At 75.2% G+C, this 13,537-nt stretch carries 11 protein-coding genes; 2 read left to right on the top strand and 9 right to left on the bottom strand.

The genetic code is table 11. The features are described 5' to 3' along the window. Window positions 1-13: 13 nt before the first annotated feature. From ACZ5NJ_RS03855 to ACZ5NJ_RS03825, 7 genes are all read right to left on the bottom strand, one after another. Entirely contained in the window at window positions 14-1,351 is a 1,338-nt protein-coding gene (locus tag ACZ5NJ_RS03855; protein WP_468762409.1) for a hypothetical protein, read from the bottom strand. A gap of 121 nt (window positions 1,352-1,472) precedes the next feature. Beyond that, a complete protein-coding gene (locus tag ACZ5NJ_RS03850) occupies window positions 1,473-1,826 on the bottom strand; it encodes a hypothetical protein (protein ID WP_468762407.1) in 354 nt (117 codons plus the stop codon). Between the two features lie 101 nt (window positions 1,827-1,927). Continuing rightward, window positions 1,928-2,839, bottom strand: coding sequence for an ADP-ribosylglycohydrolase family protein (locus tag ACZ5NJ_RS03845; RefSeq protein WP_468762405.1), 912 nt, complete (start codon window positions 2,837-2,839; stop codon window positions 1,928-1,930). An 83-nt stretch (window positions 2,840-2,922) separates the two neighbouring features. After that, entirely contained in the window at window positions 2,923-4,215 is a 1,293-nt protein-coding gene (locus ACZ5NJ_RS03840; protein WP_468762403.1) for a vWA domain-containing protein, read from the bottom strand. Window positions 4,216-4,280: 65 nt separating this feature from the next. Continuing rightward, window positions 4,281-5,567, bottom strand: a complete 1,287-nt coding sequence (locus ACZ5NJ_RS03835) for a sigma 54-interacting transcriptional regulator (RefSeq protein WP_468762401.1) — start codon at window positions 5,565-5,567, stop codon at window positions 4,281-4,283. A 165-nt stretch (window positions 5,568-5,732) separates the two neighbouring features. Then, window positions 5,733-7,145, bottom strand: coding sequence for a hypothetical protein (locus ACZ5NJ_RS03830; RefSeq protein WP_468762399.1), 1,413 nt, complete (start codon window positions 7,143-7,145; stop codon window positions 5,733-5,735). An 89-nt stretch (window positions 7,146-7,234) separates the two neighbouring features. After that, entirely contained in the window at window positions 7,235-8,131 is an 897-nt protein-coding gene (locus ACZ5NJ_RS03825) for a class I SAM-dependent methyltransferase (protein ID WP_468762397.1), read from the bottom strand. A gap of 111 nt (window positions 8,132-8,242) precedes the next feature. On the opposite strand from ACZ5NJ_RS03825, the gene ACZ5NJ_RS03820 reads away from it, so the two are divergent. Next, on the top strand, window positions 8,243-8,881 hold the full coding sequence (locus ACZ5NJ_RS03820) for a TetR/AcrR family transcriptional regulator (protein ID WP_468762395.1): 639 nt from the start codon (window positions 8,243-8,245) through the stop codon (window positions 8,879-8,881). Window positions 8,882-9,055: 174 nt separating this feature from the next. Continuing rightward, the gene (locus ACZ5NJ_RS03815) at window positions 9,056-10,612 is read left to right on the top strand and encodes an NCS1 family nucleobase:cation symporter-1 (RefSeq protein WP_468762393.1); all 1,557 of its coding nucleotides are present in this window, start codon (window positions 9,056-9,058) and stop codon (window positions 10,610-10,612) included. Here the strand turns inward: ACZ5NJ_RS03815 and ACZ5NJ_RS03810 are convergent. Beyond that, window positions 10,578-12,398, bottom strand: a complete 1,821-nt coding sequence (locus ACZ5NJ_RS03810) for a vWA domain-containing protein (protein WP_468762391.1) — start codon at window positions 12,396-12,398, stop codon at window positions 10,578-10,580. The genes ACZ5NJ_RS03815 and ACZ5NJ_RS03810 overlap by 35 nt on opposite strands. Then, window positions 12,395-13,456 carry an ATP-binding protein gene (locus ACZ5NJ_RS03805; RefSeq protein WP_468762389.1) on the bottom strand — a complete coding sequence of 354 codons (1,062 nt, stop codon included), beginning with the start codon at window positions 13,454-13,456 and terminating at the stop codon, window positions 12,395-12,397. The genes ACZ5NJ_RS03810 and ACZ5NJ_RS03805 overlap by 4 nt, the downstream gene beginning before the upstream one ends. Between the last annotated feature and the right edge of the window lie 81 nt (window positions 13,457-13,537).

The following is a 13,537-nucleotide window of genomic DNA, read 5'->3' as shown; positions in this document are numbered from 1 at the left end:
GCCTGGGCCGCCGTCAGGCGAAGCGGCTGCTGCGCACGGGGCCCGCGGAGCCGATCCGGGTCCGGGGGCCCTCCGCCGGCAGCCCCGCCGTGCGCGTGGCGAACGCGGCCAGTACCGCGTCGGGGTCGTCCGGCGTCTGCCCGTCGCCCTCCGCCGGGGCGGGATCCGCCGCCAGGATCGCCTCGGCCAGCTCCTCGGCCGACCGGCCGTCGGGCTCCGTCCGTTCCGTCTGCCCGCCCTCGGAGAGCCGCAGGCGGGGCTCCCAGGGCGCGGTCACGGTCTGTACCAGCAGGGTGGAGACGTCGGCCGTCGCGCCGGGCATGTCGGTCCAGCAGGTGGCGTGCTCGAAGAGCAGCTCGCCGGCGGCCCGCTCGGTCAGCGCGTCCACCGTGCCGGGGTCGCAGGCGGTCAGGTCGTACGCGACCACCAGCACGTCCGGGGTGCCCGGCCGGTAGGGGGAGGCCGGGACGCCGAGCAGGCGGGCCGCCGCCAGGCCGAGCGCCCGGCTGCCGCGGTCCGGCAGCAGGCCGACGGACGCAGGCCTGCGCCCGGTGGCGTCCAGGACCGTCCGCAGCCGCTCCAGGCCGTGCCGGCAGGAGTCGAAGTCGTCCTGGAGGAACGCCCAGCGGCCGGTCATGCCCCGGTCGAAACCGTGCGGGGAGAGGGTCAGGAGCAGCCCGCCGGTCAGCACGTAGTGCCAGCCGCGCAGGTCCTGCGGGCCCGTCGGCGGCACGGCCGCGGCCCGCTCCAGCATCCGCCCGACCCGTCGGCCCGGTTCCACCCAGACGTCCTCGGGCGCCGAAAGGCCGTCGAAGACCCGCCGGGCGATGTCGATCCGGCCGGCCATCAGGGCGTTGTAGACCGTCAGGTAGCGGTCCGGCCAGTCGGCCAGGAGGGAGTCGTGTGCGCGCAGCAGCTCCAGAGCGTCGGTGTGCCGCTCGACCTCCTCCAGCGATGTCACCAGCTCCAGGAGCACCCGCCGGGGCGCGAGCCGCTTCTCGGCCCGCGGTGTGGACCTGCGGCGGAACAGTCCGGTGCGCTCGGGCGGGCTCGGCAGCGCCAAGGTCAGGCGCAGGGCCGCACGCAGCGCGGGGACGGCCAGGGCGGGGATGCCGCGCTCGACGCAGGCGTAGCCGAACGCGTACAGCCGCTCGGCGTCCGCGGGCTGCGCCGCCAGTCCTGTCGAGGCCTCGGCGAGGTCCGTGAAGCCGGCGCCTTCGGCCAACTTGGCCACGAGCGGGGCGATCTCTGCGGACGCGAGCTCTTCGGCGCCGAGCCGCAGGGTCCGCATCGACCCTTGCGGGTCGCCGGCTTCGAAGAGCTCCCAGGCCTTGGACAGTTGGGTGGTCATGTGTCTCCGGTGATCGGGGGCGAATCCCCAGGATGATCGCTGGCCCCGCGACACCCGGGCAACCGCTTTTGAACCCGGCACCGGCACCTCGGCCCAACCGGACGGCTCCGCCGCCCCGGAGTCAGAGGGACCACCGGCAATACAGGCCCATGCGGCCGGCCCGGGCACGGGAGGCCAGGCCGGCCAGGGCATCCAGGACACGGGCCGCGATATCGGCGTCGACCCGGCCCTGCCGCAGTGGCCCCGTGTCGGACCAAGGCCCCGCGAAGCGCACGAGGTCGTCCGCCGTCGCGGCGGCGAGTGCCTCGGCCAGGGAGTCCGACAGGCTGAACACAAAGGCGCCCTCGGCTTCCGGAGAGGACACCAACTGCCCGGACCGCGGGCGTTGTGCGGCCTCCTCATAGCCGCAGCCGGTCACTATCCCCTCCAACTCGGCCATGGCGACCACCGGGTCGATTCCCTTCAGGAACACCACGTCGAGTCCGGCCCGGGCAGGGCCATCGGGCACCTGGGCCACGGCGGCGGCCGCGTCGTCGTCCTCGGCGGCGAAGTAGTCACACAGTGTTATGTCCTGGATTACGCCTCCCCCACCGGCGGCAGCGGTTCGCAGGCTGCGTGCCAGGCAGGGGGCAGGGCGGTGACGCCCGTGCGCGCGGCGATCACACCGCCCGCGATGGCGCAGGTGGTGTCGATGTCCCCGCGCCCGCCGACCGTGGACCACAGGCCCTCCTGGAGGTCGTCGAGGTGTCCCGCCGCGCACCACAGGGCGTACGGGACGGTGTCGGGGCCCGACATCCGGTAGCCGGAGCCCAGTACCTCCGCGGCGTGCCGCACCGAGGTGTGCTCCGGCATCCGGGCCGCGATCCGCACCCCCGACCGGACGTCGCCCTCGGGGAGTCGCTCGGCGACCGCCCGGAGGAAGTCCGGCCTGGCCGGGGCGGCCCCGCCCCGGCTGCGGGTGGCCAGCGCCGCCGCGAGGGCGACGGCCACCGCCGCGGCGACCGCCTCCGGGTGGTGGTGCGAGACCGCGCCCTGGCGGGCGGCCTGCTCGGCGACCGCGTCGAGGTCGGCGGCGTGCCAGGCCCCGAGCGGGGCCACCCGCATGGCCGCGCCGTTGCCCCACGAGCCCTGGCCGCCGAACTGCCCGCCGACCACCTCCTGCCACGGCTCGCCCGCGCCGATCCGGCGGAGCACGTCGTGCATCGAGGCTCCGTACCCGCGGTGCGTGTCGTCGGCGTACGCCGACGCGAAGCGCAGGGCGAGGCGGTCCTGGTCGACGGTGCCGCCGCCCTCGGCGAGTTCCCGGACGAGCACCAGCGCCTGGGCGGTGTCGTCGCTCCACCGCCACAGCGGTTCCGGGGGCGGCGTCCGCGCCTCCAGAGCGGCGGGACCGTCCCGGCGCAGGATGCCGAACCAGCGGTCACCGAAGGCGTCGCCGAACGCGACCCCGTAGAGCGAATCCAGTACAGCCGGAGGCATGGTGATCATCGCGCCAGTCTCGCGGCGCGACGGCGCTCCCGCACTCCGTTTTCACCACGGGCGGTGGGCCCGCCCCGTCCCGCCCCGGCCCGTCAGCCCAGGCGGACCACCCGGGCCCAGGGGGGCGGGTCGGCGGGGACGTACTCCGGGTCGTCCTCGTCCACGGTGCCGGCGGGTCGCGGGAAGAGGCCGACGACCGTACGGCAGGACGGCTGCGCGGAGGGCCACGGCGTCTGCCCGTCCGTCAGGGCGACGATCACGTCCGGCCGGGGACGGGACCGCAGCGCCCGGGCGAAGCCCGACCTGAGGTCCGTACCGCCCCCGCCGATCAGCTCCAGGTTCTCGGCACGGCACAGCGGTACGGCCACCCCCGCCGCCGCGTCGCACGAGATCACCGAGACCAGGTCGCGGCGGCCGCCCACCGCCCGGGAGATCGCCGCGACCTCCAGCAGCGCGGTGCCCAGTTCGGCGTCGCTGACCGACCCGGAGGTGTCGATCACCACGCACACCCGGGGCGGCATCCGCCGCAGGCTCGGCAGCACGACGCCGGGAACCCCGGCCGAACGCCGGGACGGGCGCCGGTAGCTGTGGTCCTCGCCGGCCCCCGGCCCGCCCGCGGCCGCCCGGACGGCCGCGCCGAGCAGCTGCCGCCACGGCTGAGGGGGATGGAAGGCCTCGTCGGCCCACCGCCGCCAGCCCTCCGGCGCGTCCCCGGGCCGGCCGGTGATCGCCTCGGCCACCCGGAAGCGGACCGCGTCCCGCTGCTGCCGGCTCAGCCCGTGCGCGCCCTCCGGCCCCCGCTCCCAGGGCCGCGCCCAGCCGTCCGCGCCGCTCCCGCAGTCCAGCCAGGCCAGCTGCGGGGCGTGGTCGGCCAGGGAGAAGCGGCGCAGGTACTCCTCCATCAACAGCCCGTCGGGCAGGCCCATCAGGGCCGGCCGCACGGCACCGGAGGGCATCGGCAGGCCGTCGCCGTAGATGTCGTCGTTGATCTCGAAGTCGGCGGCGATGTTCCGCCGCAGCCGCTGCCCCGGACCGCTCTCCCCGCACTCCCGCGCGTACCGCTCGCCGCGCTCGTGGTGGTCCCGCAGCAGGTGGGAGACCTCGTGCACCCACACGCCCGCCAGCTCCTCCAGCGGCGTGCGCTCCACGAACGACGGGGAGACGTAGCAGCGCCAGTGGGCGTCCACCGCCATGGTGGGCACCGACCGGTCCTCCACCACGTGCAGCGCGAACAGCGCCCCCGAGAGGTACGGGCGGACGGAGGCCGCGTGCAGCCGGGCGGCCAGCAGCTTCTCCCTGTCCAGCGGGACGGCCGGGACGGCCGGGCCGGGCGGCCCGCCGGGGGCCGTCACCCGTACGGGCCGCGGCGGCGGGGGAGGGGCCATGGGACGCGGACGCGGACGCGGGTGGGGGCGGGGAGGGGGAGGGGGGCTCGGGCGGGCGGGAGTGCTCATCGGCGTCCCCCCGTGCCGCCGTGGCCCGCGGCCTTCGCGGTGCGGGCCACCGAGTTCTCCGCCCGCCGGGCCAGACCGACCACCGGGGCGAGCCGCTCCATCGCCTCCGGGACTTCCCAGCCGTCGCGCCGGAGGGCGGCCAGCGCCTTCGCCGGGCCGACCAGCAGGTCCGGCGCCCCGGTGTCCATCGCCCTGACGAGGACCGCCCAGGCAGCCTCCCACCGTGCACGCTCCGGGCGCGCCCCGACGGCGGCGACCACCCCTTCGAGCGCCGCCTGGCGCAGGTCGCCGCGTTCCGGCAGGTCGGCGGCGGCCGGATCGGCCAGCAGGGAGTCCGGGTCGGGCAGCTCCATCCGGTCGATGTGGGCGAGCAGTTCGAGGCCGGGGCCGTCGCCGACGGCGCCCCTGACCAGCAGTGCCAGTACGTCGCGGGAGACATCGGCGGCCGTGCCGAAGGCGAGCAGCGTCATCGCGGCCTCCCAGCTGCGGGGCGACGGCCATGCGCCGCCGCGCCGGGTCTCGGTGGTCGGCAGCCGGTGGATCAGCGTGGGCCGGGCGTTCAGGAAGCCGCACACCGCGAGGCGGGCGAACGCCACCGCCCCGGTCAGCGCCGCCGGGTCCAGCCGGGGCAGCTCGGCGCGCGGCCAGACCCCGCCGAGGCCGCGCACCACCACATCCCGGTCGTGCACCCAGTACAGGTGCACGAAGCGGTTGGCCAGGGGCGGGCTCAGCTCCCAGCCGTCCGCGGCCGAGGCCCGCGGGTTGGCCGCGGCCACGATCCGTACGTCGGACGGCAGTTGCAGCGCGCCGACCCTCCGCTCCAGGACGACGCGCAGCAGCGCGGCCTGGACGGCGGGTGTGGCGGTGGACAGCTCGTCGAGGAAGAGCAGCCCCCGTCCGGCGCGGACCAGTTCCACGGCCCACTGCGGCGGCGCCATGGGCACCCCGTTTTCGGCCGGGTCCTCGCCCAGGACCGGGAGGCCGGAGAAGTCGGTCGGCTCGTGGACGCTGGCGATCACGGTCGTCAGGGGCAGGTCCAGGGAGGCGGCGAGCTGGGTCAGCGCCGCGGTCTTCCCGATGCCGGGCTCGCCCCAGAGCAGGACGGGCAGGTCCGCGGCCACGGCCAGGGCCAGCGCCTCCAACTGCTCGTCGGGACGCGGCTCGGTGGTGGTGGTCCGCAGCAGCGCCAGGAGGTCGCCGGCGAGGGAGAGCTGGGGCCGATCGCCGTCCGCGGGAACGGCGGGCTGGGAGGGGAGGGAGGGGAGGAGAGTGCTGGAGGACATGGCTGTCACCTGTGTGGGTCTCGGGGACGGGGTTTCCGTCCGGATGCCGCCGAGGGAGAGGGCGAGGGCGAGGACGCCCAAGCGAACGCGAACGCGAACGCGCAAGCGCACGCCCCGGCGCCCCGGCGTGCGGGGAGGGGAAGGACAGGGGGCGAGCTCCGGCCGTCAGCCGCGCAAACCGGTCCGGGGGCGGGTACGGGAACCCCGCTTGCGGCGCAGTTCCCCCGGCAGCCGGCCGAGCGCGGCCGGGTGCACGGAGACCAGCCCCGCGCGGAAGAGCCCGTGGTCGAGGCGGCCCGCCACCGCCGCCTCCAGGGCCTCCCGCAGGGCGCCTTCACGCAGCACCGCGCCCGGCCCGAGGAGCCCTTCGACCACGGCGAGGGCGCCGGTCACGTCGCCGTGGCCGAGGCGCTCGCGCACCGCGGGCAGCGCCTCGGGGCTGCGGTGGACGGCGTCGATCGCCCGCAGGCAGGGCAGGCCCGGCCCGCCGAGGGCCATGAGCAGGTCCTCACGGGCCAGTTGGGCCGGATCGTGGTCGACGGCCGTCAGCACCCCGTCCCGCAGCGCGATCCGGTGGACCTCCCCGAGGCATTCCACCCGGTGCGGGTCCGTGCCGTCTGCGGAGGCCGCCGGACCGGGGTCCGGTACCGGCCCGCGTACGGGAGGCCGTTCGGGAGGGCGTACGAGGGCCCGTACGGATTCCCGTGTCGACAGCGCGGCCGCGACCAGCGGGTGCAAGCGGTCGGCCCGGACCAGGCCGGCCCGGAGCAGCTCAAGGTCGGGCAGCGGCCTCGCCGCGGCATCCGGCAGCACCGGCAGCGCCGCGACCGCCTGCGCCGGCAGCACTTCCCGTACCGGCCGCAGCGCCGGGGCGTGGCCGTCGTCCGGGGCGACGAGCTCGAAGACACCGCGGCCGCGCGCGCCGAACCGTACGGTCAGCGGCCCGCGCGGGCCGAGACCGTCGGCCCGCAGCAACAGCTCGGCCTCGGCGGCCCACTGCTCCGGCGGCCGCGACGGCGAGGGATCGCCGGCCTCACCGCACCGGCCCGCCAGCTCGGCACTGCGCGTGCCGTCCCAGAGGTGGCGGTGCAGGTCGAGCCGGAAGCGCCGGTCGGGGTGGGGGTGGGGATGGGGATGGTGCGCGGGTGCCCCGTCCCGGGGTTCCTCCCAGAGCGCCAGGGACATCCGCTGGCCCGCGTCCGCCCAGGCGGGCGGCGTCCGCACCACGAGCCGGGGCGCGGCCCGGCCGGGAGGCCCGTAGCGGGCCAGCGAGACGGTGAGGCCGGGCCGCAGGCGCCCGTCCGGTGCGGTCCGGGGCATGTGCCAGCGCAGCAGATCGGGCGCCAGACGGCGCAGATCGGCCCGCAGGCGGGAGGTGAGGTCGATGCCGTGGCGTCGGCGCACGGCGCGCAGATCGAGATCGACGTCGATCCGGGCGGCGGCGCAGGCCCCCGCCCAGTCCCCGACGGCGCGGCGCGCCGTCGCGTTCTCGATCATGGACGGTGGCACGGCGTACTCGCGTACGCGTTGCCACATGAGCAGGCGGGCGGGAATCGGTTCCACGAAGTGAGGTGCCATCAGCACTCACCTTGCGCGGACGATTCCCCCAATCCGGCAGAGGAGTAGGTCTTCATCGGCGGCATCATAGGCAGGCCCCCGAAGCCCTGTCACCCGACTTTCCGGTCCGCCGTGACGAGCCAGGCCGTGGCGAGCAGGCGGACCGCGCCCTCCCGTTCGTACGGGCGCAGGCGGTCGGCCAGTACGCGACGGGCCTCGGCCCGCGCCTGCGGACCGACCTGGGCGAGCAGGTGGTGGCCGGGGCCGGAGCCGAGCAGGAAGTCGGCCGCGTCCTCGGCGTCACGGCCCCACACCCCGTACGCCCGGACCCGTTCGGCCGTGACGGCGGTGAAGCCGGCCGCGCCGAGCAGCGCCTTCGTGCGGGCGGGGTCGGCGAGGGAGAACATGCCCGGGGTGCCCGGGGCGACGGCGAAGTCGCCCATGGGCAGGACGCCGTCCAGGGCCCGGAAGGCCTGCATCCATTCGCTGGCCTCCGCTTCGGCCGGGGCGACGAACGCCAGGCGGCCGCCGGGGCGCAGGGTCCGGCCGATGTGGGCGAAGGCGGCTTCGGGGTCGGCGAAGAACATCACGCCGTACCGGCTGATGGCATGCGTGAAGGAGCCCGGCGCGAAGGGGTGCACCTGGGCGTCGCCCTGAGTGAAGGTCACGTTGCCGATGCCCTCCGCCTCGGCGGAGGCGCGGGCGCGGGCCAGCAGGGGCGCCGAGAGGTCCAGCCCCTCCGCCGAGCCGCCGCCACCCCCGCCTTCGCCCCCGCCCTCGCCCCTGCCCTCGCCCCTGCCGGCGGCGCGCAGGGCCGCGAGCCGGGTCGTACGTCCCGCCCCGCAGCCGATGTCGAGGACGCGGTCGCCGGGGCCGATCCCCGCGGCGCTGAGCAGGGGTTCGTTGAACCCGTCGTTCACGGCGTCCCAGCGCTCCTGGTGGGTGGCCCAGTACGTGCCGTCGTATCCGTTCCACGCCTCCGCCTGCGCGGTGTTGACGATCCTCATGCCGTTCTCCTCCGGTCCGCGGGCCGAGAATGGGCGTACGCCCAAACCTCAGGGCGCTAGAGTATGGGCACCTGCCCATCCCCGCAATCACCCCTGGAACCGGAGCGCCCGATGTCACCCCGTGGAGTAGCCATTCCGGACCTGCGCGAACGGCTGTTCGCGGCCGCCGAGCGCGTGGTGGCCCGCGACGGCGCGGCCGCCCTCACCAGCCGGGCGGTCACCACCGAGGCCGACTGCGCCAAGGGGGTCCTGCACACGCACTTCGCGGGGCTCGACGCATTCGTGGCCGAGCTGGTCCTGGACCGGTTCGCGCGCACGGCGCGGCTGGCGCAGGCCCTGCCGGCCCGGGCGGGAGAGGGCGAAGTGGCCGGCAACCTCGCCGAGGTGGCGCTCGCCCTGCTGGACTCCCTCGACCCGGGCGTCGTCGGCCTCGCCCTCACCCGCCCCGCGTCCGCCCTGCACACGCGCGAGGCGCTGCGGTCGGGCTCGCCGGGGTTCGCGACGATCGAGGAAGCGCTACGGGCCTACCTGGAAGCGGAACGCACGCGCGGCCGCGTCCCGGCCGGCCTCGACTCCGGCGCGGTGGCCCTGGCCCTCGTCGGTACGGTCCACCACCTCCTGATGACCCGCACCCCCGACGGCCCACCCCCCGGCGAAACCACCACCCGCCTGATCGCCGCCCTGCTCCCCGCCCCGGTGGCCGCCCCACCGCTTCGGCCCGCCGGTCAGGCCGTCAGGCCCGGTCCGTGAGGTCGTAGTGCCCGGTTGAGGAGACGGGTTCACCACGGGAACGACACTTCACGGTCCGGCTACTGGCTCCGGAACGGTTCGGGCGACACGATGGAGGGCTCCCGGGAGCGGAGCCGTGGACGGGGTTCCGCGTCCCGACCGAGATCTCCACCCGACCCGAAGGGGTGTGCGCACATGCCCGACCGCCCGAGTGCCGAGAGCGGGGACCGCGTCGAACTCGCCCCCGGCGAAGTCCCCTCCGACGGCCGCTTCGCCAATCCCGACCTCCTCCCCGTCCCGGTCGACGCCCGCCGCTGGACGACGTACAACTTCACCGCCCTGTGGGTCGGCATGGCGCACAACATCCCCTCCTGGCTGCTCGCCTCCGGGCTGGTGGCCCTGGGGATGGACTGGAAGCAGGCCGTCTTCACCATCGCGCTCGCCAACCTCATCGTGCTCGTCCCGATGCTCCTCACCGGCCACGCCGGCCCCAAGTACGGGATCCCTTTCCCCGTGCTGGCCCGGGCCTCGTTCGGGGTCCGCGGCGCCAACATGGCCGCGCTCATCCGGGCGGCCGTGGCCTGCTGCTGGTTCGGGATCCAGACCTGGATCGGCGGGTCCGGGATCTTCGTCCTGCTCGGCAAGATCTTCGGCGGCTGGGCGGGGGCCGCCGAGATCGGCGGCGAGCCGTGGACGCTGTGGCTGTGCTTCGTCGTTTTCTGGGCCCTGGAGCTCGCCATCATCTACCGCGGGATGGAGGCCCTGCGGCGCTTCGAGAACTGGGCCGCGCCCTTCGTCATCGTCGGCGCGCTGGCCCTGCTGGTGTGGATCGGGGTGAAGGCGGGCGGCTTCGGCGAACTGCTCGACCAGCCGTCCCGGCTCGGCTGGGGCGCGGACTTCTGGCCGGTCTTGTTCCCCTCGCTCATGGGGATGATCGCCTTCTGGTCCACCCTCTCCCTCAACATCCCCGACTTCACCCGCTTCGGCGCGGGCCAGCGCTCCCAGATCCTCGGACAGACCCTCGGCCTGCCCACGACGATGACCCTCTTCGCGCTGCTGTCGGTGTTCGTCACCTCCGGCTCGGAGGCGGTGTACGGGGCCCCCGTCTGGGACCCCGTGGAGCTCGTCGCCAAGACCGACAGCGTCTTCGGGCTGCTATTCGCCCTGGTCACCGTGCTGATCGCGACGATTTCGGTGAACATCGCGGCCAACGTCGTCTCCCCGGCCTACGACCTGGCCAACCTGGCCCCCCGCCTGATCGACTTCCGCCGGGGCGCGCTGATCACCGGCGTGGTGGGCGTACTGATCATGCCGTGGAAGCTGACGTCCACCCCCGAGCTGTACATCTTCACCTGGCTGGGCCTCGTCGGCGGACTGCTCGGCACCGTGGCCGGCGTCCTCATCGCCGACTACTGGGTCGTACGCCGCACCCGCCTCTCGCTGCCCGACCTCTACCGGGAGGGCGGCCCGTACTGGTACACGGGGGGTTGGAACCTCCGGGCCCTCGCCGCCTTCCTGGCCGGCGGGGTACTGGCCATCGGCGGCTCCCACTCGGCCCCCGGCAAGGGCCCGTTCCCCGAAGAGGGCCTGATCCCCTTCCTGAAGCCGCTGGCCGACTACGGCTGGGCGGTGGGCCTGACCGCGTCCTTCCTGCTCTACACGGCGCTCATGCGCGGGGCGCGCCCCGGCCGCCCCGCCCACCGGCGGTCAGGTCACGTCATGTCAGACGGAAGACCGGACCTCTCGGCCTGAAGGGGAGACCGGCCCCCTCGGGGATCAGGTAGGCGTGCTCGCGGCGGATGCGCAGGGTGTCGCACCAGCCGTCGGTGATCACCAGGACCGGCGCCGCGGGCGGGAAGTCCTCGGCGCGCTGGAGCAGGTCGACGCCCGGCTGGAGCACCGTGCCTCCCCGGCCGCGGACCCGGACCCGGCCCGCGATCTCGGTCGGCGGGACGTAGCCCGCGTCGTCCGCGGCCGCGTCGCAGAAGACGACCCGGGCCGCCGGTACGTCGCGGGCCTCGGCGTACGAGGCGATCGCGCCCAGCGCCTTGCCGAGCAGGGCGGCGTTCATCGACCCCGAGGTGTCGAGCACCACGCCGAAGGTGCAGCGGGCCGTCTCCTCGGGCGGGAAGTACCGGCCCGCGCGTGGGATGTCCGGGGTCGAGGCCTGGCGGCGTGCCGGGCGCGCGTAGGACCGTACGGCCTCGGGCCTCGGCACGTACTCGTCGAACCAGCGGGCGAGCCGGGCGTCCCAGGGCACCGGCGGGTGGGCCAGGGCCCGGATCTCCTGTACGAGCCCGGCGGGCAGCAGGCCGCGCCCCTCGCGTACGTGCAGGTCGAAGCCCTGGACGAGGCCGCGCCGGTAGAACTCGTCGAGATCCGCGTACGGACGTCCCGCGCCATGCGCGAGGGGTTCGCCCAGGATGTCCCCGGCGCCCTTGCCGCGCAGCGTCGCGAGGCGCCGGATCCGCCGCAGGTCGGTGGCGATCCGGTCGTACACCTCCTCGACGGAGAGGCCGCGCAGCGCCGGGTCGTGCAGCAGCCCCTCGGGCATGCTGCCGACCCGCATCTCCACCAGCCAGTCGTTGACGACGTAGTCCGCGGCGACGTTGTGCAGGTACGGGTCGCGGCCGCCGCGGCGCTCACCGTGGCGCAGGGCGGCGTGGAGCATCTCGTGGGCCAGGATGAACCGCCACTCGTCGTCCTCGAAGGTGCGCAGCGGGTTGACGTAGATCTCGCCGGCGGCGGTGCTGACGGCGGCGACGGCGATGTCCTGGGCGCGGGCCAGTTCGGCGTCGGCGACGACGGTCAGGCCGGCGGCGAGCCCGCCGAGCAGCGGGTACGAGGACACGAACCAGTTCAGGGCCCGGTCCCACGGGCGCTGGGCGACGCGTTCGCCGGTGGTCCGGTCACGGCGGCCGCCGGCCACGTCCATGGCGGCGGAGACGCTGCGGGTCAGTGCGGCGGCGAAGGCGGTCTGCCAGTCGGGGACGGCGGCGCCGCCCCAGGCCCGCCAGGTGGTCAGGACCTGGTCGGGGCCGTGCCCGGCGGTGCCGCAGTGCTCGTAGGCGGGCGGGATGCCGTCGCGGCGCCAGCGGGCGGCGAGTTCGTCCTCGTCGCCGCCGGGGTAGTCGGCGGGCAGGTGGTCGGGGGCGCGGCCGACGGGGAAGGTCAGCAGGAAGCGGTTGACGACCACGCAGCGGGCGGCGAGGTCGAAGGGGTCCGGCTGGGCGCGGTCCTCGTCGTCGGCGGCCGGGACGTGGCCGAAGCCGAGGTGGAGCAGGGCGTGGGCGAGCGCCCATGCCCACGCGCGGGGTTCGGCCCGCCGGGTGGGGTGGACGTGGACGATGCCGTTGGAGGTGACGGCGGCCAGGCCCCCGTCCGGGGACTCCTTGCAGCCGGCCTCGCGGCAGATCTTGCCGTGGAGGGCGCCGAGGGCCGGGTTCCGCTTGACCAGGGCCAGGCCCTCGGCGAAGGCCTGGGCGGCCGGGTCGGGCCGGGCGGCGGCCTTCGCCCGGGCGCTGCCACTCCGGCTCACCGGCGGGCCTCGACCAGGCGGGGCATGTCGCGCGCGGCCTCGATCAGGAACCATCCGGGCAGCACGGGCAGGCCGTCGGCGTCGTCGGCGATGACGGTCTGGGCGACCTCGACGGAGATCTCGGCGAGCTGGACGAGCAGCGACTTGAAGCGGTGGGTGTGCTGGCGCAGGGCGGCCGAGACGTGTTCCTTCTGCGCCGGGAGTTCCTTGAGCAGACGGCCCCGGAAGGCTTCCGCGAGGTAGTAGAGCAGGTCGCGGTCCTGGAGCCGAGTGGGCCAGGAGGCGTCGCCCTTCAGGATGGCGTCGATGCCGAAGGTGTGACGGACGATCTTGGCATAGCCGCAGAAGGAGACGGCGTGCGCGGGGGTGAGGGTGCCGTGGGCGACCACCTTGAGGGTGTGCTCGTCCAACTCCGCGCCGAAGGAGTGCAGGGCGTCGGAGAGCATGTGCCAGGAGCGCGGGGTGGAGAAGGGCTCCTCGGTCTTGGGCGGCTGCGACCAGAGGTGGTCGGGCCGGTCGGTGAGGTAGTCGGTGACCCACGGGTGGACGCCGTGCTCGCCCGCCCACACCAGCCAGTCCTGTGCGGACGCCTGGAGGTGGACATGCGTGAGGCGGTTGACCAGGGCGGAGGCGATGGGCCGGGCGAGGGCGTTGTCCGTGGCCCGGTTGCCGGCGCCGATCACGATGGACCCGGCGGGCAGTTCGTAGGATCCGATCCGGCGGTCGAGGATCAGGGAGTAGAACGCCTTCTGGACGTCCGGGCCGGCGGCGTTGAGCTCGTCGAGGAAGAGGCAGTACGGCTCGTCGCGGGCGATCGCCTCGGGCGGGCAGAAGACCGAGCGGCCGTCACGGATCTGGGGTACGCCGATCAGGTCCTCGGGGGCGAGCTGCGTGCCCAGGAGGCTGACGCATTCCAGGCCCAGGGAGTCGGCGAACTTCCTGACGAGGGAGGACTTCCCGATACCGGGCGCCCCCCAGAGGAAGACGGGCCGCACGGTGGCGAGGCCGAGCAGCAGTTCGGGGATCTGGGCGGGGGTGACGGTGACGGCGGCCTGCACGCGCGGGAACGTCCTTCGGGGCGGGGCGGTGTGTGGTGCGGCCAGTGTGGACGCACCGCACACCGCCCGGCATCCGGTTTT

The organism is Streptomyces sp. NPDC032091, from assembly GCF_055580265.1.
This window is presented reverse-complemented; position numbering and strand designations above follow the sequence as displayed.

Excerpts from the sequence above, each read along its gene's own strand:
- ACZ5NJ_RS03855 (WP_468762409.1), bottom strand. The coding sequence starts at position 1,351 with ATGACCACCCAACTGTCCAAGGCCTGGGAGCTCTTCGAAGCCGGCGAC.
- ACZ5NJ_RS03845 (WP_468762405.1), bottom strand. The coding sequence starts at position 2,839 with ATGATCACCATGCCTCCGGCTGTACTGGATTCGCTCTACGGGGTCGCG.
- ACZ5NJ_RS03840 (WP_468762403.1), bottom strand. The coding sequence starts at position 4,215 with ATGGCCCCTCCCCCGCCGCCGCGGCCCGTACGGGTGACGGCCCCCGGC.
- ACZ5NJ_RS03835 (WP_468762401.1), bottom strand. The coding sequence starts at position 5,567 with ATGTCCTCCAGCACTCTCCTCCCCTCCCTCCCCTCCCAGCCCGCCGTT.
- ACZ5NJ_RS03830 (WP_468762399.1), bottom strand. The coding sequence starts at position 7,145 with ATGGCACCTCACTTCGTGGAACCGATTCCCGCCCGCCTGCTCATGTGG.
- ACZ5NJ_RS03825 (WP_468762397.1), bottom strand. The coding sequence starts at position 8,131 with ATGAGGATCGTCAACACCGCGCAGGCGGAGGCGTGGAACGGATACGAC.
- ACZ5NJ_RS03820 (WP_468762395.1), top strand. The coding sequence starts at position 8,243 with ATGTCACCCCGTGGAGTAGCCATTCCGGACCTGCGCGAACGGCTGTTC.
- ACZ5NJ_RS03815 (WP_468762393.1), top strand. The coding sequence starts at position 9,056 with ATGCCCGACCGCCCGAGTGCCGAGAGCGGGGACCGCGTCGAACTCGCC.